The sequence below is a fragment of the Mesorhizobium sp. B3-1-8 genome, assembly GCF_006439495.1.
In the GTDB taxonomy this organism is placed as follows: Bacteria; Pseudomonadota; Alphaproteobacteria; order Rhizobiales; family Rhizobiaceae; genus Mesorhizobium.
Window position 1 is genome coordinate 90,080 of record NZ_VFTK01000001.1, and the last position, 24,679, is coordinate 114,758.

The following is a 24,679-nucleotide window of genomic DNA, read 5'->3' on the forward strand; positions in this document are numbered from 1 at the left end:
CTGCGCCAGATTCTTGCGGAAAAACAGCAAGCCTGTGTCGGATCGCGGCCCGCCCGGCCGTCCTTGGGCAGACGGCATGGCACCATTTCTCGCGGCCAGCCGTTTGACGGTAACCGCAAAAGAAGCATTCGGAGGACAAGCACATGCAAAAGATCACCACCTGCCTGTGGTTCGACGGCCAGGCCGAAGAGGCGATGAACCATTACATTTCCATCTTCAAGAACTCGAAGGTGCTGAGCATCATGCGCTGGCCCAAGGGCCATCGCGACGAGGGCAAGGTGCTGGTGACCACGTTCGAGCTCGACGGGGTGCCGTTCCAGGCGCTCAATGGTGGACCGGAATTCAATTTCACCGAAGCCATATCGCAATCGATCGACTGCAAGACGCAGGAAGAGGTCGATCACTTCTGGACCAGGCTCAGCGAAGGTGGCGAGCCCGGACCTTGCGGCTGGCTGAAGGACAAGTTCGGCGTTTCCTGGCAGGTGGTGCCGGAACAGCTGCCGCGCCTGCTTATGGACCCCGACCGGGGCAAGGCCGGCCGCGTCATGGACGCCATGATGAAGATGGGCAAGATCGAGATCGACAAGATCGAAGCGGCGGCAAGGGGATGAGAATTAGTGAGTAGTGAGTAGTGAGTAGTGAGTAGTGAGTAGTGAGTAGTGAGTAGTGAGTAGCGATGCCAGCTCTTTCCAATTACCAATCAACTACTTCACTACTCACTACTCACTAGAATCACGCCGCCTTGTCGCGGACCTGGTAGTCCTTGACGGTGGCGAAGCGGATCGCCTTCCAGCGCTCGGCCTCGTAATTCAGTGAGAAGGCGTGCTGGGCCAGAAACACCGGATCGTTGTCGAGATCGCGGGCGATGTCGCCGCGATGCGCTTCGATGAAGCGCTGCACTTCCGCCTTGTCGTCGGCCGAAATCCAGCGGCAGATCGAGAAACGCGACATTTCGAAATCAACTGGCAGTGTGTATTCGATGTTCAGCCGCTCCTTCAAGACGTCGAGCTGCAGCGCGCCGACGACGCCGACGATGGCCGGCGAGCCGTCCTCGGGCGAGAACAGCTGGACGACGCCCTCCTCGGCCATCTGGTGCAGCGCTTCCTTCAGCTTTTTCGCCTTCATGGCGTCGCCGAGGCGCACGCGACGCAGGATTTCCGGCGCGAAATTGGGCACGCCGCGGAACAGGATCTCCTCGCCTTCGGTGAGCGTGTCACCGATGCGCAGGGTGCCGTGGTTGGGAATGCCGACGACGTCGCCGGCGTAAGCCTCGTCGGCGGTGACGCGGGTGCGGGCGAAGAAGAATTGCGGCGCCGAGAGCGACATCGGCTTGCCGGTGCGCACAAGCTTGGCCTTCATGCCACGCTCCAGCGTGCCCGAGCAGACGCGCACGAAGGCGATGCGGTCGCGGTGGTTGGGGTCCATGTTGGCCTGGATCTTGAAGACGAAGGAGGTCATCTTCTCCTCCGTCGCCTCGACCGTGCGGGTATCGGCCTCCTGGGCGCGGGGCGGCGGGCCGTAGGCGCCCAGCGCCTCGATCAGATCGCGGACGCCGTAATTGCGCAGCGCCGAGCCGAAATAGACCGGCGTCAGATGACCTTCGCGGAAGGCTTCCACGTCGAGCGGGCGGCAGGCTTCCCGCGCGAGCTCCAGTTCCTCGATGAAGGCTTCGCGCTCATTGTCCGGCAAGAGCCCGGCGACGCGGTTGGAATCCGGGCCGTTGACGGGCATGCGCTCCTTTTCCTCATCACCCCTGCGCACGGCATTGAGCGCCAGGTGATAGGTGCCGGAAAACGTCCTGCCGCGGCCGATCGGCCAGGTGATGGGCGCCGTGTCGAGCGCCAGCTTCTGCTCGATCTCGTCGAGAATCTCGAACGGATCACGGCTTTCGCGGTCCATCTTGTTGACGAAGGTGATGATCGGGATGTCGCGCAGCCGGCAGACCTCGAACAGCTTCAGCGTGCGCGGCTCGATGCCCTTGGCGGCGTCGATGACCATGACGGCCGAATCCACCGCCGACAGCGTGCGGTAGGTGTCGTCGGCAAAATCCTCGTGGCCGGGCGTGTCGAGCAGGTTGAAGACATTGCCTTCATATTCGAAGGTCATCACCGAGGTGACAACGGAGATGCCGCGCTCGCGCTCGATCTTCATCCAGTCGGACCGCGTCTGGATGCGGTCCTTCTTGGCCTTGACCTCGCCGGCAAGCTGGATGGCGCCGCCGAACAGCAGCAGCTTTTCGGTGAGCGTCGTCTTGCCCGCGTCGGGGTGGGCGATGATCGCGAAGGTGCGGCGGCGCGATACGGCCTGTTCGATGTCTTCTGCCAAGTCGTGGAATCCTGTCTGTGGCGCGGGCTTCTAGCAGCGCTTTCCCGGCCTGTCGACGGTTTTGGGCAGAGTGCTGGTCGCGACCCGGGAAGCGCCACGGGAAAAAGACGTTGGCCTTCAAATCCACGGACCGTCGCTACCGGCCTTGCTGCCGAACCAGGTGACCGACGAGATTTCCGAGCGGTCGATGCCGATGTCGCGCAGCAGGTAGTCCGGCAACTCGTCCAGCAGGGCGCGATCCCTGCGGATGCGGATGATGCGCGCAAGGAAACTTCCGCCGGCATGGCAGATATCGATGGCCACGGCGAAGGCGCGCCGGAGTACGGACGGACTGGCCGCACGCTCCTGCACAAGGATAGTCATGATCATATCTCCTTTCGATAAAACGGTGAAGGGAGGGCCACCGGTGGCCCTCCCAAAGGCCTTTTGCCGACAAAAGGTCAGGACCGGTCGTGCTCGCAGCTCACATACGGGTTCCAGTCGGCGAACATGCCGGCCGGATTGTGCCGCCAGTGCCAGACGTGGAGTTCGTAGTAGGGGTCCACCGGGTGGACGCCCACCGTCGTCTTGCGTTGCAGGGTGCGGCCGAGGAATTCAGGCACGCTTTTCCCCTTCCAGTCCTTTTCGAAGACGATATATTCCATGCCGACGAGCTGCATCGAGCCATCGGCCTCCGGCTCGTAGGTCAGCACGTCCGGCTCGCCGAGCACCAGCTTGCCGTCGCCGGCGCGGGCGGGATGGATGAAATGGACGCCCATCGTGCCGTGCTCGTCATGCGTCGTGCATTCGAACAGCTGCTGGTAGCCGTCCGCCTTGGCGACCTCGATGTCGAGATACTTGGCCGCCATTTCCCGGGACCGGTTGAGCACGGGATCGGGCATGTCATGGGCGACCGCAGTGCTGTAAAACAGCGCCGAGGCGCCGACCGCTAGGACGATTTCCGCAAAGCGCTTCACGATCGATCCCTCCCGGTCAGGCGGTGGCGTAAGCCGTCGTCGGATCGAACAGGCGCTTGACCTCGGTGATCTTCGTCGCCGGGAAGCCGCTCATCTTGGCGTGGCGCTGGATGATCGCTTCGTCCTTGGCGAGATAGACGCAAAAGGTCTTGTCGTCGGCCACGAAGGATTCGACCCACTGGATGTCCGGACCGAGCTCGGCCAGAACGGCGTTCGAGGCCTTGGAGGCGTCGCGAAGCTGCTGGCGCTCGAAGGTGCCGACCTTGGGAATCTCCCGTTCGATGATGTATTTCTGCATTTTGCAATCTCCTTGATCTGGGGTTCAATGCCCCGGGCGCCCGATCAGGTCGGTGCCGGTGACATGCCGGGGGCCGCTGCGCTAAACTGCGGTTTGGCCCGCCAGGCAGACGGAGAATTACGGAACAGGCGGCCAACAGTCCTTACGCCGCCCTTATCTTCTTCTGATCTTTTGCCTATTGCCGTTACAGGGATTGCTGCCGATGGGAATTTATTGCTTCGGCGACTTCGAACTCAATGAAGACTCCCGTGCCCTTCGTCTCGCTGGAAACGAGATCGAGGCGCAGCCCCTCGTCTTCGATTTCATCGCCATTTTGCTGCGGCACCAGGACCGTGCCATGAGCAAGGACGAATTGCTTGAGACGCTGTGGCCCAGCGTGACGGTGACCGAGGCTTCGCTGCAGCGCGTCGCGAGCCTTGCCCGCGGCATCCTTCGCCAGGGCGGTATGGAGACGTCACTGCGCAACCTGCCCCGCTTCGGCTACCGGATTTGCCTCGACCCGGCGACCGCTTCGGAAAACGGACCGGCGCGGGCCGATGCGGGCAACGGGCCTTCGAGCCCCGGTTCATCAATCCTGTCGGCACGCGCGGCCGTTGCAGTCAGAAAATGGCACGAGGCCGCGGCTTTCTTCGCAAAAGCGGATGCCGCCGACGAGTTGCTCACGCCCGACCTCGAGGAATGGGCGCTGGCATTGGAATGCATGGGGCGGCCGGCCGAAGCGATCCCGCTTCTGGCGCGCGCGGTGACGGCCTTTGGCGTCGCCGGCGAGCGCCTGCGCGCGGCTTCGCCGGCAATAACCCTGGCCAGAATCCATCTCGAGAGAGGCGAACTTGCCGTCGCCAAGGGCTGGCACAAGCGTGCCGCGCAATTGATCGATGCCGCCAACGACAGCAGGGAGCACGGCCTCTGGTGCTGGATGGGCGCGCGCATCATGGGCGCGGAAGCCGAGCCGGAGCAGGCGCTTGCGCTCGCCGAGCAAGCCTTCGCGGTCGGCAGGCATCTCGACGATCCGGTCGTGGAGTCCCTCGGCCTGATCTATCGCGGCTTCTTCAAGCTTTGCCTCGGCGAAACCAAATCCGGGCAGGAGGATCAGGATTTTGCCGCGGCGCTCGGCCTGTCCAGCGACGTCGACCCGGTTGTCGGCGGCATCCTCTACTGCAACATCCTGTGGGCCTGCCGGAATTTCGGCGACTGGTCACGCGCCAACCAATGGACGCTTGGCTATGAGGACTGGTGCAGGGGACATGGGCTGGAAGACCTTTCGGGCTCGTGCCGGCTGCACCGCGCCGAAGTGCTCGGCGTTCATGGCACGCTGAAGGAGGCGGAGGCGTTGGTGCGCACGGCGCTCGACCAGCTCGCCCTCGACGCGCCCTGGGCGACGGGCGATGCCTTGCGCGTGCTGGGCGATATTCACCTCGCGGCCGGAGAATTCACGGAGGCCGAAACCGCCTACCGCGCGTCGCACGCCGCGGGCTGGGATCCGCAGCCCGGGTTTGCGCTGCTGCAACTCGAGCAAGGGCAGGCGGAGGCCGCTTTCAGCGCTCTCGAACGGTCCTTGGTGGGCAATGGCTGGCCGACGTTGCAGCGGCGAGGCATGGTCCTTGCCACGCTGGCCAAAGTGGCGGCGCGCATCAATCGGCGCGAGCGGGCGAGAGAGGTAATCGCCGAATTGGAGACCCAGCCGCAGCGCTGGCCGATGGCCTCCATCCAGGCGCTGACCGCGGAAGCCAAGGCGGAGCTTTTCATGCAGGAAGAGCGCCTCGCCGAAGCTGCCCGGGAGCTGCAGATCGCATGCTGGCGCTGGAACGAGATCGGCTCGCCGATCAATGTCGCCGACGCCAGGCTGTCGCTCGCGGCGCTGCTCATCAAGATCGGCGATCGTTCCGGCGCTGAGCTGGAGCTCGGCACCGCGCTGGCGGTCGCGAAGAAAGTCGACTCTTCCCGGCTCATGCGGCGCTGCGAAGAGCTGAAGGACCTGATTGCCGGCGCGCAGGCGGTAGCGGTGGGCGGTGCCTAGCCGCCTCCCACTTGAGGTCAAGCCGGCATGGTGACATGACGGGGAATTCTCCTCAAAAGGTCCGGCATGAGCAGCGCAAAACAAGTCATCGTCGTCGGCGCCGGTATCATCGGCGCCTCGATCGCCTGGCATCTGACGAAAGCCGGCGCGCGCGTTACGGTCGTCTCGACAAGCGGCGCCGGTGGCGTCGCCACGCCGAATTCCTTCGCCTGGATCAATGCAAGCTGGGGCAATCCGGAACCCTACTTCCGGCTGCGCATCCGCGCCATGGCCGAATGGAAACGGCTGGCGAACGACCTGTCCGGCCTGCCGCTCGCCTGGTGTGGCGGCCTGTGCTGGGACCTGCGCGCGGACGAGCTCGAGACGTACGCGGCCGAGCATTCGTCCTGGGGCTATGGCATCGCGCGGGTCGGGCGCGAACAAGCGGCGCGCATCGAGCCCAACCTGGCGGAGCTTCCGGCGTTTGCGCTCTACGTCGCAGAGGAAGGCGTGGCCGAGCCTGTGGCGACCACAAAAGCGCTGCTGGCGGACGCCGAACGGCGCGGCGCGCGGATCGTCACGGGGACTGTCGATGCGCTGGCGCTGTCCAACGGCAAGGTCACGGGCGTCGTCGTATCGGGCGAGCGCATCGCCGCCGACGAGGTGGTGATTGCAGCGGGAGCCGGTGCTCCGGCGATCGCCTCGACGGCGGGCGTGAAGCTGCCGATCGGGACCCCGCCCGGCCTGATCGTGCATTCTCGCCCCTGCAAGAAGCTGCTCAACGGGCTGGTGCTGGCCGAGAAACTGCATATGCGCCAGACGGCCGAGGGACGCATCGTCGCCGGCTCTGACTTCGGCGGCGGCGAGCCGGGCGAGAACCCGCAGGCCGACGCGCGCGCGCTTTTCGAGGCGATGAAAGCGAAGCTGCGCGGCGCCGACGGGCTGGAACTCGACTTCCACACGATCGGCTACCGTCCGACGCCGGCCGATGGTTTCCCGATCGTCAGCCGCGCCGACGGTGTCGGCGGCCTCTACATCGCCGTCACCCATTCCGGCATCACGCTGGCGCCGGCCGTGGGGCTGTTCGTTGCCCGCGAAATCCTCGACGACGAGCGCGATGCGTTGCTGGCGCCTTACGCTCTGTCGCGCTTCGATCAGTAGCCGGCTGGCGGCGGAAGCCGCCGGCAGAGAGTATGCCGAGACCTCAGCTCGCCAGCGCCAGCGCGGCGGCAGCTGGCGCGAACGGCCGGATGCTGGTGCGGTCGCGGGTCATCGTCACGAAGCTCGATTGCGGAATCTCGTGCCAGGTGCGGCCATCGCGATCGAACGGTTCCGAGGCGATGCAACGACCAACGCCCTTGGCGAAGGCGGCGGTGTAGAGCGTCGGAGCCTGGCCGTCGGTGGCGTAGCGAACGGCGTGAAGCGCCCTTCCGTCACTGAAGGCGGCGGTCAGTTTCAGGGCCGGCTCGATGCCAGCGCGGCGCGCAGCCTCGAGCACGCGGCTGGTGGCGCGGGACACCGCGCCTTGCGGATCCTGCGCGAGGCCTTCGTCGAGCATCACGCGGAAAAAGAGTTCGGAATCCGTGGTCCCTTCGAGCTGGTCGAACAGCGCATCCGAGAGCGAATTCTCCAGCACCCGACGGACCCGCTCAAAGCCGCCGATCTGGCCGTTGTGCATGAACGACCAATGGCCCGAGACGAAGGGGTGGCAGTTCGCGCGGCCGGTGCCGCCGCCCGTCGAGGCGCGCACATGGGCCAGGAACAGGCCGGATTTTATCTGGCGTCCGAGACTGCTGAGATTGGTATCGGACCAGGCTGGCAGGACATCGCGGTAAAGGCCGGGTTCCGGCCGATCGCCATACCAGGCCACGCCGAAGCCGTCGGCATTGGTCGGCGATTTCGCCTCCCGCGCCTGGCGGCTCTGAGCGATCAGGGAATGGGAGGGTGCGGCGATGACATCTTCCAGGAAGATCGCGTCGCCGAGATAGGCTGCCCACCGGCACATTGTCCTGTGATCCTCTTATCGATTCGCTTTTGAGCGTGCGAATGAATTCGCGGCTCGTCCGGCGCCACAGATGACAGGAGGGAGCTTTGGCGTCCTTACGCCGTGCTTACGTTTTGCTGATCTCTGCCTGAACGCGGCAGCCTGGGATTTGCGTCAGCCGACCAGCGCCAGCTTATTCGCCGCCGGCGCAAACGGACGGATCCCGGTACCGTCCCTCGTCATGGTGACGAAGCTCGCCGGGGGTATCGCTTGCCACTCGCCACCGTCGCGGTCGAAAGGCTCCGAGACGATGCAATGGCCGTCGCGCTTGGCGAAGGCGCCGGTATAGAGCGTCGGCGCATGGTCGTCGGTGGCATAGCGAACCGCGTACAGCGCCTGGCCATCGGAAAAGGCCGCCGTCAGTTTCAGGGAGGGCTCGATGCCGGTCCGGCGCGACGTATCGAGCACGCGGCCGGTCGCCCGCGAGACCGCGCCCTGCGGATCGCCGGACAATCCTTCATCGATCATCAGCAGGAAAAAGAGTTCGGAATCGGTAGTGCCCTCGCGCTGGTCGAAGACCGCGTCGGAAAGCGAATTTTCCAGCGCGCGGCGGATCTTTTCGAAGCCGCCGATCTGGCCGTTATGCATGAACGACCAGCGGCCGGAGATGAAGGGGTGGCAGTTCATGCGGCTGGTGGCGCCGCCGGTCGAGGCGCGGACATGGGCCAGAAACAGGCCGGATTTTATCTGCCGGCAAAGGCTCTTCAGATTGGGGTCGGACCAGGCCGGCAGGATGTCGCGATAAAGGCCGGGCTCGGGCCGGTCGCCATACCAGGCGAGTCCGAAGCCGTCGCCATTGGTCGGCGACTTGGCTTCCTGGGCGCAGTGGCTTTGGGCAATCAGCGAGTGGCAGGGCGCGGTGATGATGTCTTCGAGGAAGACCGCTTCACCAAGATAGGCCGCCCACCGGCACATCGCTTTCCACCATCTATCAGGCGCGATCCATCAGAGCCGCCGGCTCCTTGACGCATGCGAGCCTCTGTTGTGCGTGCGCTCATAGAGTTCGCGAACGATTCGGCTCGCCGTAGTTTCGAACAGAAATGGCAAGAAAGCGTGAACGAGCGCGGCGCCCGCCGCCATCGACAGCCGCGAACAGAACCAGGCGGCGAAGGCCATGTGGCCGAAATAGGTCTCGCCGACCTTCTCCGGGTGAGAGGTGAAGAGCGCCGCAAGCCTGGTCGTCATGGTGATCCCTCCTGCCGGGATGAGCCCCGATGCTGAGTATCGTGCCACATGGGTTTGGTTCATCGGTCCCAAATTGTCCTTGCTTTTGCCGGCTTCATGGGACATTCATCCCAACATGTCGGTGGAAATTGATGAGATCGATCGAAGATTGCTGGCCGAACTGCAACGCGACGGCACGCTGTCGGTCGATCAGCTGTCGGAGCGGGTGGCGCTGTCGCGCAATGCCTGCTGGCGGCGCGTCAAGCGCCTGGAGGAAGATGGCGTCATCACCGGTCGCGTCGCGCTGGTCGATGCCGACAAGCTGGGCCTCGGCCTGTCTGTGTTCATCCTGATCCGCACTTCCAACCACGATCCGGACTGGCTGCAGAAATTCCGCGCGGCGGTGACCGGCTTTCCGGAGATAACCGGCGTCTACCGCATGTCGGGCGATCTCGACTATGTGGTGCGCGCCCGTGTCGCCGACGTGAAAGCCTATGACCGTCTCTACCAGCGGCTGATCGCCAAGGTGGCGCTGTCGGACGTCTCGGCCTCCTTCGTCATGGAGGAGATCAAGGAGACGACCGTGGTGCCGGTGGAACTGCGCTGACGGCCCTGGAACCGGACGCGAAAGAAAGCCGTTGATAGGCCCTACGTCAGAGTTGACCGAATCGGCTTTCGCGCCGATAGGAGTGTGCTCATGCGCACCGCTGTTTATCCTACCTCCGTCATCGGCCCCACCGTCGGTTTCGTCAGGCTTCCGCATGGCGAGGGCTTGCCTCTGCCGGCCTATGAGAGCGCGGGCGCCGCCGGCATGGATTTGCGCGCGGCGGTGCCGGAAGACCGGCCGTTGCTCATCCTGCCTGGAAAGCGAGCCCTGGTGCCGACCGGACTTGTCCTGGAAATCCCCGAAGGCATGGAAGGCCAGGTGCGGCCACGCTCCGGCCTTGCCTTCAAGCATGGCCTTACCGTGCTCAACTCGCCCGGCACCGTCGACAGCGACTATCGCGGTGAGGTGAAGGTGCTGCTGGTCAATCTCGGCGACGAGGATTTTTCAGTGACGCGCGGCCTGCGCATCGCCCAGATCGTCTTCGCCGCCGTGACCCAGGTTGCGGTCGAGGAACGCGCGCTGGCCGGCGGCACGACGCGGGGCGCTGGCGGTTTCGGGTCGACCGGCACCGCTTGAATGGCAATCCCTAAACTCGTTATTTTCGACTGCGACGGGGTCTTGGTCGACACCGAGAACCTTGCCAACAGGCGCCTTGCCGAATGGCTGACCGCCGCCGGTTTTACGACGACATTCGAATATTGCCGCAAGAACTTCTCCGGCCGCAGCATGGCCTCGGTGCAGAAGGAGATCGAAGAGACGACCGAGGTCAGGCTCGGCTCCGACTTCGTCGATCGCTGGAATGCCGGCCTGCCGGACCTTTTCTCGCGTGGCGTCGAGGCGATCCCCTATGTGCGCGACTTCATCGAGACGGTGCGCAAGGCCGGCATTGCCTATTGCGTCGCCTCCTCGGCGCGGGTCTTCAAGATGCACATCACGCTTGGGCAGACCGGGCTTTTGCCGCTGTTCGAGCATGCCATGTTCTCCTCGACCATGGTCGGGCGCGGCAAGCCGTTCCCGGACCTCTTCCTGCATGCCGCAAAGACGATGGGCTTCGCGCCGGCCGACAGCATCGTCATCGAGGACAGCGTCGCCGGTACCCAGGCCGGCATCGCCGCCGGCATGCGGGTGTTCTCCTACCACGCCGATCCGTTCTCCGATCGCGACGGCCTGGCGGCGGCCGGCGGCATATTGTTCGACGACATGCGGGAGTTGGCCGGACTCGTGCCCATACGCTGATCGCACCCGGCTGCGCACCGCAAAACGCCGTGCTAGCGTGAGCGCATCCGAGGGGGCGCGGTCCATGATTTCCATACTATGCCGTTTCATGCTTGCATGCCTGCTGTTGCCGTGCCTGTGGACGGCCGCGGCGACCCAGGCCGTCAGCTTTCCCGAGCTGAGCAGCGCCGTTCCCGGACATCGAGACGTTACCTATTTCGACCTCGCCGAAATGATCGTGCCCGATCTCAAGGCCGGCGACGACGGTTTCTACAAGGGCAGCGCGCCGATCGAGATGCGCGACATCCTCGGCGGCGACGAGGGCGGCTCGCCGCCCGAGACCATCAGCCTTTCCAATGCCGCCGCGCTCGCCGTCAAGGCAGGCGGCAAGGACCGGCTGGCGATGCTTTTCGACCTCGGCCAGGCGCAGGACAGCGCCGAAGGGTTTGCCGCGCTGGCGTTTTACGACATCACGGGCAAGCCGAAGCTGCTCGACGCCGTCAATGTCGGAACCGACCAAAGCACCTATTTTCGCGATCCGGGCAAGCTCGCGATCAGCCCGGATGACGACGCGCTCATAACCATGAGCACGCATTTCAATTCGAACCAGGGCTATGTCGGCACGATCCTGATCCTGGTCCGCGACGGCCGCTTCGAGCCTATCGACCAGATCAACACGTTCGACGAGAATGTCTGCGCCTATAAGCGCACGCAGGACCTGTCCTTCCAGACGCATGCTGGCGACAAACCCTATTCGGCGATCAAGGTGACGGTGACCGACGCCACCAAGCCGAGCGGCGAAAGCTGCGAGGAACCCGCGCCCAAGGCCGTCTCGCACGATATCTCCGTCACCTATCGCTGGGATGCCAAGGCGTCGCGCTACGTCAAGGATTCTGGCGCCTTCGAGAAATTGTCAGCAGAAAACGCCGAGCGCTTCTGAGCCAGACGCATTCGTTTGCCCGGTTCGAGCGAGCGCGATAAATTCCCCCTACGACCCCAATCGAGGACCCGCCATGGACAAGGGCAAGATTTTTCGCGATCTGCATGCCTCCACCTTCGTCATACCCAACCCCTGGGATATCGGCACGACCAAGCTTCTCGCTTCGTTCGGTTTCAAGGCGCTGGCGACGACCAGCGCCGGCTTTGCCTTCTCGCGCGGCCTGCCGGACGGCGCCGTGACGTTCGACGCCATGATCCACCATTGCCGCGAGGTGACTGCGGCGACAGACCTGCCGGTTTCGGCCGATCTGGAGCGCGGCAAGGGCGACAGCCCCGAGCAGGCGGCCGAAACCATCTTCGCGGCCGAAGCCGCGGGCCTCGCCGGCTGCTCGATCGAGGACCACACCGGCGACGCCGCCAATCCGATCTACGATTTCGCGCTGGCGACCGAACGCGTCGCGGCGGCCGTCGAGGCTGCCCGCGCGCTCAAGCACGATTTCGTCTTCACCGCGCGGGCCGAGAATTTCCTGTGGGGCAAGAGCGATCTCGACGATACCATCAAGCGGCTGCAGGCTTTCGAGAAAGCCGGCGCCGACGTGCTCTACGCGCCGGGCATTAGCGACGTCGGGATGGTGCGCACGATCTGCTCGTCGGTGAGCCGGCCGGTCAATGTGATGGCCCGGCCAGGCTTCACCATCGCCGACCTTGCCATGGCCGGCGTCAAGCGCATCTCGCTCGGACCATGGCTGACCAATTTCGCCTATGGCATGCTGGAGACGGCGGCCCGCGAGATCCAGCAGGACGGCACCTTCGGCTTCACCCGGGCGGCGATGCCGTTCGGCAAGCTGCAGGCGCTGTTCCGGGAGGGCAAGGAGCAGGGCTAGACCGGCTGCCGCGCCGAAACCGCCTTGTGCAGATGCACCATCATGGCGGCCGCGAAAAGCGGCGTCAGAAGGTTGAGCAGCGGCACCGCCAGGAACAGGGCGATGACCAGTCCGGCGAGGAACACAGTGCCGGCATATTTGCGGCGCAGCGCCTTGGCCTCGGGTTCGGGACGAAAACGCATGGCGGCAAACTCGAAGAATTCCCGGCCGAGCAGATAGCCGTTGACGATGAAGAAGGCGGCAATGTTGATGCCCGGCACCAGAAGCAAGAGCAGCGCGACGATGTTACCGAGGACCACCACGCCGAAGAATTTGATCGCCAGCACGAGCGAATGCAGCGCGGGCACGGGCCTGCCGGGCGGATCGTTGGGATAGTCGGTACGCTCGACCACTTCGGCGACATCGTCGAGGAAGAGGCCGGCGACGATCGCCGTGACCGGCGCGACGAGTAAGGCCAAGCCCACAGCCAGAACGATGCCGGCGATGATGCCGCCCAGCCATCCAGCCCAGGACGGCAGATCTGGCAGCAGCGCTTGCAGCCAGGGCCAGGCCAGCCATTCGAGCAGGCTGTCGAGGCCGAGCCAGAGCGCCACCAAAGCGAGCAGCGTCAGCCCCAGCGTCTTCAGGAAGACGGAGCGGAATTCAGGCGAGAACAGCCGGCTGGCGGCGGCGCGGGCGGCGTCTAGGATCACGGCAGGTCCAGGCCCTCATCGAGAAACGACGCTTCGCAGATAGGCCGCCTCGATCCCTGGCGCAACCAAAGCGCGTCTCGTCGACGCGCTTTGGGTTTTGTCTCGAAGCATGTCGCTTGGCCCAAAACCGCTTCACACTTTTGGGCGACATGCATTGTCTCGAAGCATGTCGCTTGGCCCCAAAACCGCTTCACACTTTTGGGCGACATGCATTATCGCGCGAGCCTGGCTTGCCTGGCCGGAATCGTCATTGCCGCGACGCCTGCAACGACGAAGGCCATGCCGACCAAGGCCGCTGGCCCGAGGCTTTCGCCGAGGACGATGGCGCCGATGCCGACGCCGATCGGCACGCGCAGATAGGCCTGGGAGGTGGTGCCGACCGAGCCCAGCGTGTGGATCAGCCGGAAATAGATGACGAAGGCCAGCGCCGTCGAAAAGACCGACAGTCCAAGCAGGGCCAGGATCGACGCGGCCGAAGGCGCGAGCGTCCAGGGCCGGTCGACGATCAGGCTGAACGGCACGAGCATCACGGCGCCGCAAAGCATCGAACCCGCGGCGGGTATCATCGGATCGAGGCCCTTGAAGCCGCGGCCGAAAATCGCTGCTCCGGCATAGGAGATCGTCGCAATGACGATCGCAAGCTGAGCCCACAGCTCATGGCCAAGTCCGCCAAGCGCCTCCGTGCCGATGATGAGACAGATGCCGACGATGCCGGCGCCGACACCGACCAGCTTGCGCGCCGTGACGGGCTCATGGCGCGTGACCAATGCCGTCAGCAGGAAGGTGAAGATCGGCGACGTCGAATTGAGGATGGTGGCAAGGCCGGCATCGACCGAGCGCTCGGCGGCGGCGATCAGCGTGAACGGCACGACGCTGTTGAGGCAGGCCTGGAAGGCGAACCGGCGCCATGTCGGCGCGTCGGCGGGCATGGCGAGGCCGCGCCAGCGGATGATGGTGAAGAGAATAGCCCCGGCGATCAGCGTCCGGGCGGCGATGAAGGTCACGGGCGGGATCGTCTCGACGCCGATCTTGATGAAGGTATACGAAGCGCCCCACAGCACCGCCAGGACGCCGAGCAGCGCCAGGTCGGTGGACATTTCGGTCTTCTCGGACATTCGTGGTTCGCGCCCTTCAGCCTGTCGCCGGAACGATCCGCTTCTAGCCCGCGACGCCGCGGAAATGTTTGGATCGCGGTGAAACCATAGCTGTCAGGGTCGTGACTGTTGTGGGCCAGTTCGATACGAACGCTGCCGCAGCCGGCGAACAATCGGCGCCGGGGGGCGGCGTCACGGAAGGCAAGCGCGATTTTCAGGGTAGGCAAAGCGGCGCCAACTCGCTAGACCCGCGCCCGGCCGGCATGCCAGATAGCCGGGCAGTCCTTGGCGGAGATTTTGATGCCGGAATATGACGTGCTTTGCATCGGCAATGCCATTGTCGACATCATCGCGCAATGCGACGAGGCTTTTCTCGAGACCAACGGCATCATCAAGGGCGCGATGAACCTCATCGACGCCAGGCGCGCCGAATTGCTTTACAGCCGCATGGGACCAGCGATCGAAGCTTCCGGCGGCAGCGCCGGCAACACGGCGGCTGGTGTCGCCAGCCTCGGCGGACGGGCAGCCTTCTTCGGCAAGGTGTCGAACGACGCACTGGGCGAAATCTACACGCACGACATCCATGCCCAGGGCGTGGCCTTCGATACCGGGCCGCTCGAGGGCGAACCGCCGACGGCGCGCTCGATGATCTTCGTCACGCCCGACGGCGAGCGTTCGATGAACACCTATCTCGGCGCGTGCGTCGAACTTGGCCCCGAGGATGTCGAGGCCGACAAGGCCTCCGGCTCCAAGGTGACCTATTTCGAAGGCTATCTGTGGGATCCGCCGCGCGCCAAGGAGGCTATCCGCCAGACGGCGAAGCTGGCGCATGCGGCCGGCCGCGAAGTGTCGATGACATTGTCGGATTCCTTCTGCGTCGACCGCTACCGCGACGAATTCCTCGAGCTGATGCGTTCGGGCACCGTCGACATCGTCTTTGCCAACAGCCACGAGATCAAGTCGCTCTACCAGACCGCCTCCTTCGAGGAGGCGCTCGCCGCCATCCGCAAGGATTGCAGAATAGCCGCCGTCACCCGTTCTGAAAAAGGCTCGGTGATCGTGCGCGGCGACGAGACCGTCACCATCCAGGCGACGAAGATCAAGGAACTGGTCGACACGACCGGCGCCGGCGACCTCTATGCCGCCGGCTTCCTCTACGGCTACACGACCGGCCGCAGCCTCAAGGACTGCGGCGACCTCGGCTCGCTGGCGGCCGGGCTGGTGATCCAGCAGATCGGCCCGCGCCCGCGCCAGAACCTGCGCCGCGAGGCCGAGCAAGCCGGGCTTCTCTAATCGGCCTACGGACGGGCTTGGTGTGTTCGCTGTAGCCTTCCGTCGAAAATCGTGCCGAAACAAAGAGATAGAGCAGATCATCGCTCCCGCGAAACGATGATCCGCTTGTGAACACCCTGACAAAGCAGTGGCGGCTTTCGGTCCCGCAATTGCGTGGGAAGAGATGCCGTTGCGTCATCGCCGGCTGCCTCCAAACAGGGCCGCCTGTCGCGGACCTGTCACGTTGGACTTCTAAGATGCAAAATGAGGCGTTCCGCGACTGACATTTCGGCACGCCAAACCAGGGGTGTGAAGATGCAAACCAGCAAGTTGCCGGGCCGCGAGGCCCGTTGCCGTCGCATATTTTATTGTCCGCGATAGAATTTTCAGCAACCGCCGGCGCCTGGGGAGGAGCGCGGGCCGCAAGATAGATTCATGACCAGATTCCAGAACCCGTCCGACGGGATTTCACAAGAGGCATTGGCAGGCCTTATGGCCGAAGCCGTGCGACAGGCGCTGATGCAGCATGGCGTCATGCTGGACGCCGAGGCGCTGACTTCGGCAAGCAAGATCGCGGGCCATGTGGCTGCCGCCCTCCCCTTCCTGCCGCCGGCGCAGCGCCTTGCCATCGGCTCCTTCAACGGCGAGTGGACCGACCTTGCCTCCGACTTTCTCCGTGTGATGACGGGGAACGAAACGAGCGACGGCGCGGCCATATCCGACCGCGCCTTCGGGCGCTCGCCGCCGAAGTCGGAGACAGGGAGGCCGACGGCCCAGCCGATCGCCAAGCGAGCCGCGGACCTGCAATCCATGCTGATCGAGGATTGGGCCGGCGAGGTCGCCGGCTCGACCTATCTGGAAGAGAGGCTCCGTATCCCGCGCTCCACGCTGCATCGCTGGCAAAGACGCGGTGAGGTCGTTGCCTTGCGCAAGGGCGGCCGCAAACATGTCTTCCCCTTGGCCCAGTTCGTCGACGGCAGGCCGGTCCCGGGGATCAGCGAGGTGCTTTCGGCGATCGCCAATCCGAGGCTTGCCTGGTTTTGGCTGAGCCGGCCGTCGCCGGAGTTGGATGGCCACGTTCCCATCGAGATGTTGAGGGATGACATGGTCGAGGACGTGGTACGCGCAGCCCGCGGGCTGTCCTGACCCGGATTCGTTTTTTCAAGTTCGCCCTTCCCTTTAGCCGGCAAATCTTTCGTCATAAAACTGTAATATTGGCACATTTGGCACGTTTCCGTGTCATTCTTTGCGTTTCGATTGTATAGATTGTTCAATATGTTCCATTTTTACAAATATATGACGTGATATTTGGGCAACATGACCTTCATAAGAATCAAAAAGCCGCCTTTCAGACACAATCTCTGTTGTACGTGACGGCCGATTAAGCCATGTCCAAGGCGAAGAAGCGGCGCCGGTGCGCGACTTTTTCAATGATGGGGACGGGGGTGGCAAAAGCCGAAGGGCATGTCAGGCCTGTCTTGAACCTTTGACTGGAGATTCAAGAAAATGAACATCAAGAGCCTTCTTCTCGGCTCCGCTGCGGCCCTGATCGCAGTTTCGGGCGCGCGCGCCGCCGACGCGGTGACCGTCGCCGAGCCGGAACCGGCCGAATACGTCAAGATCTGCGACGTCTATGGCGCCGGCTACTTCTACATCCCCGGCACCGAGACCTGCCTGCGCGTCGGCGGCTACATCCGCTATGACGCCGGCTTCGGCGATCCCGGCACCCTCGACGGCCGCAAGACGACCGACGTCATGGACGGCGACTCGCAGAACAGCTGGAACAAGAACGCCCGTTTCGCACTGAGGACCTGGACCGGCCAGGAGACCGAGCTCGGCACGTTGAAGACCTATACCGAGACCCGCTTCAACTTCAAGAACGGTGCGTCGGCGGTGAACCTGGAATTCGGCTGGGTCCAGCTCGGCGGCCTGCGCGTCGGTGTGGATGAGACGCCTTACGACCAGTTCATCGGCTATGCCGGCAACGTGGTGCAGGACACGATCATCCCGTACGGCATCAAGGTCACCAACGTCGTCAGCTACTATTTCGACGCCGGCAGCGGCTTCTCGGGCGTGGTCTCGCTCGAAGAAGGTGCGGACGTCACCAGCGGCAGCACCGTGCTCATCGCCGGCACGATCGACAGCTATGTCCCGCATGTCGTCGGCGGCCTGAAGTACAAGGGCGACTGGGGCGCGATCACCGGCGTCGTCGCCTATGACAGCAACTACGAGGAAGTGGCCGGCAAGGTTCGCCTGGACGTCAACGTCACCAAGGAACTGTCGCTGTTCGTCATGGGCGGCTACGGCACCGACGACAACTTCATCGACCATGCCAAAGGCCGCGGCTTCTACAAGCCCTGGGGCGGCAACTGGGCCGTCTGGGGCGGCGGCACGTACAAGTTCGATCCGAAGACCGCCTTCAACCTCCAGGTCTCGGCCGACGACGCCAAGAACTTCGCCGTCGCGGCAAACGTAGCCTACACGCCCGTTCCCGGCTTCACGGTCACGACCGAAGTCGACTACTACCATGACGGCAAGTTCGGCCAGGCCGACGACTTCAACTTCACCAAGGCCGACAAGGAAAACAGTTGGGGCGGTATCGTCCGTTTCCAGCGCAACTTCTGATCGAACGCAAAGATCGCAAAGTAAAGGCCCGCGGCATCGCCGCGGGCCTTTTTGTTTTGACTCAAGCAATGAAACGGCCTCGTCAGTTCCCCGCCGTATAGGCGGCGATCGCCGCCATGTTCACGATGTCCGAGTCCTTGGCGTTGAGCGAGACGATCTGGACCGGCTTGTTGAGGCCGACCAGCAGCGGGCCGATGACGGTCGAGCCGCCGAGTTCCTGCAGCATCTTGGTAGAGATCGAGGCCGAGTGGAATGCCGGCATGATCAGCACATTGGCCGGGCCGGTCAGCCGGATGAACGGATATTGCGCCATGGCGCGCGGGTTCAGCGCGACGTCCGCTGCCATCTCGCCGTCATATTCGAAATCGACGCGGCGCTTGTCGAGGATGCGCACCGCCTCCTGCACGCGCTCGGAACGTTCTCCCTGCGGATGGCCGAAGGTGGAATAGGCAAGCATGGCGAGCCTCGGCTCGTAGCCCATGCGGCGGGCGAAGCCGGCCGCCTCCTCGGCGATGTCGGCGATCTGTTCGGCGTTCGGCATGTCGTGCACGGCGGTGTCGGCGACCAGCACCGTCCTGCCCCGCGCCAGCACGATCGACACGCCGATGACGCGGTGGCCGGGCTTGGCGTCGATGATGCGGCGCACGTCGTCGAGCGCGGTCGAATAGTTGCGGGTGACGCCGGTGACGATGCCGTCGGCATCGCCCAACGCCACCATGCAGGCGGCGAAATGGTTGCGGTCGTTGTTGATCAGCCGCTGGCAGTCGCGGAACAGGAAACCCTTCCGCTGCATGCGCTCGTAGAGATAGTCGGTGTAGATGCCGTTGCGGCGCGACAGCCTGGCATTGATGATCTCCAGGCCCGGCTTGTTCAGGTCGATGCCGGCATTGCGGGCATTGTCCTTGATGACGTCATCGCGGCCGAGCAGGATCGCCGTGCCGAGCCTCTGGTTCACATAGGAGACGGCGGCGCGCATCACCTGCTCCTCCTCGCCCTCCGCGAAGACGATGCGCTTGGGCTGGCGGCGCACGCGGTCGTAGATGCGCTGCAAGGTGGATGCAATCGGATCGCGGCGGGCGGACAGTTCCTGCGCATAGCGGTCGAGATCGAGGATCGGCTTGCGGGCGACGCCGGATTCCATCGCCGCCTTCGCCACCGCCAGCGGGATCGCCGAGATCAGGCGCGGATCGAACGGCACCGGGATGATGTAGTTGGGGCCGAATTTCGGACGGTTGCCCTGATAGGCGGCGGCGACATCATCCGGCACATCCTGGCGCGCCAACTCGGCAAGCGCCCTGGCGGCCGCGATCTTCATCTCGTCGTTGATGGTGGTGGCGCGCACATCGAGCGCTCCCCGGAAGATATAGGGAAAGCCCAGCACATTGTTGACCTGGTTCGGATAGTCCGAGCGGCCCGTTGCCATGATGGCGTCGGTGCGGATCTCGGCCACTTCCTCCGGCGTGATCTCCGGGTCGGGATTGGCCATGGCGAAGATGATCGGGTTCTTGGCCATCGACTGCACCATGGCGGTAGTGAGTGCCCCCTTGGCTGACAGGCCGAGGAAGACGTCGGCGCCGTCCAGCGCCTCGGCCAGGCTGCGCGCCTCGGTCTTGACCGCATGTGCCGACTTCCACTGGTTCATGCCTTCGGTGCGGCCCTGGAAGACCACGCCCTTGGTGTCGCACAGGGTGATGTTTTCCGGCGAAAAACCCATCGCCTTCATCAGTTCGATGCAGGCGATGCCGGCGGCGCCCGCGCCGTTGCAGACCATTTTGGTAGTCTTCATGTCGCGGCCGGTGATCTCCAGCGCGTTGATCAGGCCGGCGGCCGAGATGATTGCCGTGCCGTGCTGGTCGTCATGGAAGACGGGGATGTCCATCAGCTCGCGCAGCCGCTGCTCGATGATGAAGCATTCCGGCGCCTTGATGTCCTCGAGGTTGATGCCGCCGAAAGAGGGGCCGAGGAAGCGTACGCAGTTGATGAACTCGTCGGCATCCTCGGTCGCCACTTCAAGATCGATGGAATCGACATCGGCGAAACGCTTGAACAGCACCGCCTTGCCTTCCATGACCGGCTTCGAGGCCAGCGCGCCGAGATTGCCGAGACCGAGAATGGCGGTGCCGTTCGAGATGACGGCGACCATATTGCCGCGCGTCGTATAATCGAAGGCGCGGCTCGGATCCTCGGCGATGGCACGCACGGGAACGGCGACGCCAGGCGAATAGGCGAGGCTTAGATCGCGTTGCGTGGCCATCGGCTTGGTGGCGACGATCTCCAGCTTGCCGGGCCGTCCCATGGCGTGGAATTCCAGCGCCTCCTCTGGACTGACGGAGGGGCCGCTGCTTTCGGTTTTCCTGGCCATGATGCTTTTGATTTCCTCGCCTTCGCGCACCCTTGAGGCAGGTGCGTGTTTATGTGTCTTGGGATTAAGGCTACACGGCAGCGCTGTAAACGGCCAAGCGGTCAGGCGCGGTCCGGTTCGCCGACGAGCGTGGCAATTTCCCGCACGGTGGCCCAGCGCATCAAGCCCTCGGTGCCTGAGAACGGCCACGTCTCCAGCGGGGGAGCGCTGCTGCCCTTGCGCCGCAGAAGCGCCGACAGGAACGCGGTGAGTTCCTGCCGCTGGGCGCGAACCTTTTCCAGCGTCCTGCCGCGGATTTCCTCGCGCGGCATGGCGCGATCCCGAAGCCGCTCGACGGCGCGGCGAACGGCCGTCGGCTCCGGATCGACGATCAGGCAATAGTCCGGATCGAAATAGACGTCGCGCCCGCCGAGGCTCGGCGTGCTGACGATCGGCAATCCGGCCATCAGATATTCCATGCTGGAATACATCGCCCCTTCCACGGCGGACAGGCACAGCCCGACGGCGGCCTGGTTGTAGACCTGGTTGACCTCGGCGGAGGTCAGCCGGCCGGGCAGACCGTCCACGATCGGATTGGCGATGCGATGGCGCGGCGATTGCGCCTGGAGGCGGCGAATGAAGGCGCGGGCGGCGGGCGGCGTCAATTCGCCGATCGAATAGGTGACGTGGACCAGCCGGTCGACCTCGAAGGCAAGATAGTGGCGTTTCATCGGCGAGATGCGGCCATTGTAGACGGCGTCGAACTCGACCGCCACATCCGGCAGCGGCCGGAAAACATCTTCCGATATCATCAGATTGTGATTGGAGAACATGGCTTTGCCGCCGACCGCGGCGATGAGACGGCGCTCTTCCTCGTTGTTACAGAGGAAAATCACCTCATGAAGACGAAAACGCGCCGCATACCAGGCAAGATCGCGGCCCATCTGGGCGATGACGGCAGGCCTCTCCATCGTCCACATCGGCATCAGCAGAAAGGTGGCGCGCCGCTCGGCAAGGCGCCGGCCGATGGCCGCCAGCGGATGCAGGGGACGGGGTCCGCCGACCGGGATATAGAGCACCAGCGGGTCGCGGCTGAATATATGAGCCGACATCTCGATGCCGCCATCGAGATCGGACAAGGGACCGCGCGCCGGCAGGATATAGGGAAAGCGCTTGCGCGCCGAAACCCTGAGCTTGTTCGCGGTTCGATGGGCGCGCCGCGTCGCCAGCAGCCAGAAGCGCTCGGCGGCCGAGCCGACCGGGCCGACCATCTCGTCGAACGTCTCCTGCTTGTCCTGATCCACGAGTCCCCGCCGCCCTTTCCCCACGGGAAGCATAGAGTGCCAGGCCGGCCCGGCGCAACCAGGCGCGTCACAGCAGGCCGCCGCCAGTCTTCCCCTGCTTTTCGCGGCGCCGGCATTAAACCGGGCCGCCACTTCTGCTAGCGTTGCCGCATGAACATGCACATGCCCGCAGATACCGACGCCCAGGAGACGACGACGCCTGCGCCCGCCACGAGCGGCGTCACGCCGATGATGGAGCAATTCATCGAGATCAAGGCGGCGAACCCGGATTCGCTGCTGTTCTACCGCATGGGCGATTTCTACGAGCTGTTCTTCGACGACGCGGAGAAGGCGAGCCAGGCCCTGGGCATCGTTTTGACCAAGCGCGGCAAGCACCAGGGCCACGACATCCCGATGTGCGGCGTGCCGGTGCATGCGGCGGACGACTATCTGCAGAAGCTGATCGCGCAAGGTTTTCGCGTTGCCGTCTGCGAGCAGATCGAGGACCCGGCCGAAGCCAAGAAACGCGGCTCCAAATCGGTGGTGCGCCGCGACGTGGTGCGGCTGGTCACGCCAGGCACCATCACCGAGGACAAGCTGCTGGCACCCTCGGAATCGAGCTTCCTGATGGCGCTCGGCCGCGTCAAGGGGGGCAGCGCGGCCAGTCAGGCGAATTTCGCACTGGCCTGGATCGACATTTCGACCGGCGCCTTCCGCGTCGCCGAGACGAGCGCCGAGCGACTGCTTGCCGACATCTTCCGCGTCGACCCGCGCGAGCTGATCGTCGCCGAGCCGGTTTTCCACGATCCGGAGCTCAGGCCGGTGTTCGACGTGCTGGGCCGGGTCGCCAGCCCGCAGCCGCCTTCGCTGTTCGATTCGGCTTCGGCCACAAGCCGCATCGCGCGCTTCTTCGAGGTCGCGACGCCGGACAGTTTCGGCACGTTTTCGCGCGCCGAGCTGTCGGCGATCTCGGGCGCCATAGCCTATGTGGAAAAAACGCAGAAGGCCGAACGGCCGCCGCTGTCGCGGCCCGAGCGCGAGGAGCAGGGCTCGACGCTGTTCATCGATCCGGCGACGCGCGCCAATCTGGAATTGCTGCGCACGCTGTCGGGCAGCCGCGACGGCTCGCTGTTCAAGGCGATCGACCGCACCGTGACCGGCGGCGGCGCGCGATTGCTGGCCGACCGGCTGATGGCGCCGCTGACCGATCCGGCGACGATCGCGGCGCGACTGGATTCGGTCTCCTTTTTCCGCTCCGAGACGCGGCTTTGCCAGGGTTTGCGGGCGAGCCTGAAAAGCGTCGCCGACATGCCGCGAGCGCTCTCCCGCCTGGCGCTCAACCGCGGCGGCCCGCGCGATCTCGGCGCCCTGCGCGCCGGCTTCGAGGCGGCTGGCGCGATCGCCGAATTGTTCGCGGCAGCCGCCCTGCCCGCCGAGCTCACCGCCGCGCTTGCCTCGATCCACGCCTTGCCCGAGGCGCTCGCCCGTCACCTCAGCGAAGCGCTCGACGACGAGCTGCCGCTGATCAAGCGCGACGGCGGCTTCGTGCGGTCGAGCTACAATGCCGAGCTCGACGAGATGCGGGCGTTGCGCGACGAATCGCGAAAAGTGATCGCCGGGCTGGAGCGGTCGCTGATCGAGGAGACCGGCATCCGCTCGCTGAAGATCCGGCACAACAATGTGCTCGGCTACTACATCGAGGTCACCGCCAACCATCACGCGATCATGACCGGCAGCGACGCCGCCAAGGCGCGCTTCATCCATCGCCAGACCATGGCCAACGCCATGCGCTTCACCACGACCGAACTGGCGGAGCTGGAATCGAAGATCGCCAATGCCGCCGACAAGGCGCTGAGCATCGAGCTCGCGACATTCGACCGGCTGACGGCCGAGGTGGTGAGCGAGGCTGACAAGATCCGCGCCGGCGCCGAGGCGCTGGCCGTGCTCGACGTGTCGGCGGCGCTGGCGCTGCTCTCCGAAAGCGAAGACTGGTGCAGGCCTACGGTCGATGCCAGCCTCGCCTTCGACATTGCCGGCGGGCGACATCCGGTGGTCGAACAGGCGCTCAGGCGCTCGGGCGAAGGCCCGTTTGTCGCCAATGATTGCGACCTCTCGCCCGACGGCGGCGCCAAGGCCGGCGCGATCTGGCTGCTTACCGGCCCCAATATGGGCGGCAAATCGACATTCCTCAGGCAGAATGCGCTGATCGCCATCCTCGCCCAGACCGGCTCCTTCGTGCCGGCGCAAAGCGCCCATATCGGCGTCGTCGACCGGCTATTCTCGCGCGTCGGCGCCTCGGACGATCTGGCGCGGGGACGTTCGACCTTCATGGTCGAGATGGTCGAGACGGCGGCGATCCTCAACCAGGCGGGCGAGCGGGCGCTGGTTATCCTCGACGAGATCGGCCGCGGCACCGCGACCTTCGACGGACTGTCGATCGCCTGGGCGGCGGTGGAATATCTGCATGAGAAGAACCGCTGCCGGGCGATCTTCGCCACGCATTTCCACGAGATGACGGCGCTGGCCGGCAAATTGCTCCGGCTTCACAACGTCACCATGCGGGTCAAGGAATGGGAAGGCGATGTCGTCTTCCTGCACGAGGTCGGCAAGGGCGCGGCCGACCGTTCCTACGGCGTGCAGGTGGCACGGCTGGCCGGCCTGCCGGAAGCGGTCGTCGCCCGCGCCAAGGAAGTGCTGCACCAACTCGAAGAGGGCGAAGTCTCGGGCAAGACAAATCGGCTCGTCGATGACCTGCCGCTGTTTTCTGTGGCGGTGAAGCGCGAAGCCCCGAAACCGGCGAAAAGCGATGCGCTCGACGACGCGCTCGGCGCCATCAATCCCGACGAGATGACGCCGCGCGAGGCGCTGGAGGCGCTCTACCGGCTGAAGGGGCTGGCGACAAAGCGATAGCACCTGTCCCGCTCGTCACTCTGGCCATTGACTC

Annotated in this window: 23 protein-coding genes; 12 read left to right on the forward strand and 11 right to left on the reverse strand. The window is 64.6% G+C overall.

Features of this window, described 5'->3' with window-relative positions; genetic code table 11:
• Positions 1 to 143 precede the first annotated feature (143 nt).
• A complete protein-coding gene (locus FJ424_RS00430; protein WP_140650249.1) occupies positions 144 to 611 on the forward strand; it encodes a VOC family protein in 468 nt (155 codons plus the stop codon).
• A gap of 121 nt (positions 612 to 732) precedes the next feature.
• Here the strand turns inward: FJ424_RS00430 and FJ424_RS00435 are convergent, their stop codons facing one another.
• The 4 genes from FJ424_RS00435 to FJ424_RS00450 form a co-directional block, all read right to left on the reverse strand.
• Entirely contained in the window at positions 733 to 2,325 is a 1,593-nt protein-coding gene (locus FJ424_RS00435) for a peptide chain release factor 3 (RefSeq protein WP_140650252.1), read from the reverse strand.
• A gap of 117 nt (positions 2,326 to 2,442) precedes the next feature.
• Positions 2,443 to 2,688: a DUF1127 domain-containing protein gene (locus FJ424_RS00440; protein ID WP_181166837.1), complete on the reverse strand. Its 246-nt coding sequence runs from the start codon at positions 2,686 to 2,688 to the stop codon at positions 2,443 to 2,445.
• A gap of 77 nt (positions 2,689 to 2,765) precedes the next feature.
• Entirely contained in the window at positions 2,766 to 3,281 is a 516-nt protein-coding gene (locus tag FJ424_RS00445; RefSeq protein WP_140650257.1) for a hypothetical protein, read from the reverse strand.
• A gap of 16 nt (positions 3,282 to 3,297) precedes the next feature.
• On the reverse strand, positions 3,298 to 3,579 hold the full coding sequence (locus FJ424_RS00450) for a DUF4242 domain-containing protein (RefSeq protein ID WP_140650260.1): 282 nt from the start codon (positions 3,577 to 3,579) through the stop codon (positions 3,298 to 3,300).
• 202 nt (positions 3,580 to 3,781) lie between these two features.
• On the opposite strand from FJ424_RS00450, the gene FJ424_RS00455 reads away from it, so the two are divergent.
• Both FJ424_RS00455 and FJ424_RS00460 read left to right on the forward strand, forming a co-directional pair.
• Entirely contained in the window at positions 3,782 to 5,596 is a 1,815-nt protein-coding gene (locus FJ424_RS00455; protein WP_140650262.1) for a winged helix-turn-helix domain-containing protein, read from the forward strand.
• Between the two features lie 66 nt (positions 5,597 to 5,662).
• A complete protein-coding gene (locus FJ424_RS00460) occupies positions 5,663 to 6,736 on the forward strand; it encodes an FAD-binding oxidoreductase (protein WP_140650265.1) in 1,074 nt (357 codons plus the stop codon).
• A gap of 43 nt (positions 6,737 to 6,779) precedes the next feature.
• On the opposite strand, the gene FJ424_RS00465 is transcribed toward FJ424_RS00460, so the two are convergent.
• From FJ424_RS00465 to FJ424_RS00475, 3 genes are all read right to left on the reverse strand, one after another.
• On the reverse strand, positions 6,780 to 7,580 hold the full coding sequence (locus FJ424_RS00465; protein ID WP_140650268.1) for a class II glutamine amidotransferase: 801 nt from the start codon (positions 7,578 to 7,580) through the stop codon (positions 6,780 to 6,782).
• 153 nt (positions 7,581 to 7,733) lie between these two features.
• Positions 7,734 to 8,534, reverse strand: coding sequence for a class II glutamine amidotransferase (locus FJ424_RS00470; RefSeq protein WP_140650271.1), 801 nt, complete (start codon positions 8,532 to 8,534; stop codon positions 7,734 to 7,736).
• A 30-nt stretch (positions 8,535 to 8,564) separates the two neighbouring features.
• Positions 8,565 to 8,804 carry a DUF6356 family protein gene (locus tag FJ424_RS00475; RefSeq protein ID WP_140650274.1) on the reverse strand — a complete coding sequence of 80 codons (240 nt, stop codon included), beginning with the start codon at positions 8,802 to 8,804 and terminating at the stop codon, positions 8,565 to 8,567.
• A gap of 115 nt (positions 8,805 to 8,919) precedes the next feature.
• Here FJ424_RS00475 and FJ424_RS00480 point away from each other — a divergent pair, with 115 nt between their 5' ends.
• The 5 genes from FJ424_RS00480 to FJ424_RS00500 all read left to right on the forward strand — a co-directional run bounded on the left by FJ424_RS00480 (position 8,920) and on the right by FJ424_RS00500 (position 12,428).
• Positions 8,920 to 9,390: an Lrp/AsnC family transcriptional regulator gene (locus FJ424_RS00480; protein ID WP_140647325.1), complete on the forward strand. Its 471-nt coding sequence runs from the start codon at positions 8,920 to 8,922 to the stop codon at positions 9,388 to 9,390.
• A 90-nt stretch (positions 9,391 to 9,480) separates the two neighbouring features.
• Positions 9,481 to 9,966 (forward strand): dUTP diphosphatase, encoded by a 486-nt coding sequence (gene dut, locus FJ424_RS00485; RefSeq protein ID WP_140650276.1) that lies wholly within the window; start codon positions 9,481 to 9,483, stop codon positions 9,964 to 9,966.
• Positions 9,967 to 10,626 carry an HAD family phosphatase gene (locus FJ424_RS00490; RefSeq protein ID WP_140650279.1) on the forward strand — a complete coding sequence of 220 codons (660 nt, stop codon included), beginning with the start codon at positions 9,967 to 9,969 and terminating at the stop codon, positions 10,624 to 10,626. It abuts the gene before it with no gap.
• A 64-nt stretch (positions 10,627 to 10,690) separates the two neighbouring features.
• Complete coding sequence (locus FJ424_RS00495; protein ID WP_140650282.1) at positions 10,691 to 11,545, forward strand: hypothetical protein; 855 nt, start codon at positions 10,691 to 10,693, stop codon at positions 11,543 to 11,545.
• Positions 11,546 to 11,618: 73 nt separating this feature from the next.
• Entirely contained in the window at positions 11,619 to 12,428 is an 810-nt protein-coding gene (locus FJ424_RS00500; protein ID WP_140650285.1) for an oxaloacetate decarboxylase, read from the forward strand.
• Here the strand turns inward: FJ424_RS00500 and FJ424_RS00505 are convergent.
• Positions 12,425 to 13,120 (reverse strand): sulfate transporter family protein, encoded by a 696-nt coding sequence (locus FJ424_RS00505; RefSeq protein WP_140650289.1) that lies wholly within the window; start codon positions 13,118 to 13,120, stop codon positions 12,425 to 12,427. The genes FJ424_RS00500 and FJ424_RS00505 overlap by 4 nt on opposite strands.
• Before the next feature lie 212 nt (positions 13,121 to 13,332).
• Positions 13,333 to 14,235: an EamA family transporter gene (locus FJ424_RS00510; protein ID WP_140650292.1), complete on the reverse strand. Its 903-nt coding sequence runs from the start codon at positions 14,233 to 14,235 to the stop codon at positions 13,333 to 13,335.
• Positions 14,236 to 14,514: 279 nt separating this feature from the next.
• On the opposite strand from FJ424_RS00510, the gene FJ424_RS00515 reads away from it, so the two are divergent.
• From FJ424_RS00515 to FJ424_RS00525, 3 genes are all read left to right on the forward strand, one after another.
• Positions 14,515 to 15,507: an adenosine kinase gene (locus tag FJ424_RS00515; RefSeq protein ID WP_140650295.1), complete on the forward strand. Its 993-nt coding sequence runs from the start codon at positions 14,515 to 14,517 to the stop codon at positions 15,505 to 15,507.
• 414 nt (positions 15,508 to 15,921) lie between these two features.
• Positions 15,922 to 16,632, forward strand: a complete 711-nt coding sequence (locus FJ424_RS00520) for an antitoxin Xre/MbcA/ParS toxin-binding domain-containing protein (protein ID WP_140650298.1) — start codon at positions 15,922 to 15,924, stop codon at positions 16,630 to 16,632.
• 360 nt (positions 16,633 to 16,992) lie between these two features.
• Positions 16,993 to 18,111, forward strand: coding sequence for a porin (locus FJ424_RS00525; protein ID WP_140650301.1), 1,119 nt, complete (start codon positions 16,993 to 16,995; stop codon positions 18,109 to 18,111).
• Positions 18,112 to 18,193: 82 nt separating this feature from the next.
• Here FJ424_RS00525 and FJ424_RS00530 read toward each other — a convergent pair whose 3' ends face one another.
• Positions 18,194 to 20,473, reverse strand: a complete 2,280-nt coding sequence (locus tag FJ424_RS00530; RefSeq protein WP_140650304.1) for an NADP-dependent malic enzyme — start codon at positions 20,471 to 20,473, stop codon at positions 18,194 to 18,196.
• Positions 20,474 to 20,574: 101 nt separating this feature from the next.
• A complete protein-coding gene (locus FJ424_RS00535) occupies positions 20,575 to 21,756 on the reverse strand; it encodes a glycosyltransferase (protein WP_140650307.1) in 1,182 nt (393 codons plus the stop codon).
• 150 nt (positions 21,757 to 21,906) lie between these two features.
• On the opposite strand from FJ424_RS00535, the gene mutS reads away from it, so the two are divergent.
• Positions 21,907 to 24,645, forward strand: coding sequence for a DNA mismatch repair protein MutS (gene mutS / locus FJ424_RS00540; RefSeq protein WP_140650309.1), 2,739 nt, complete (start codon positions 21,907 to 21,909; stop codon positions 24,643 to 24,645).
• Positions 24,646 to 24,679: the final 34 nt, after the last annotated feature.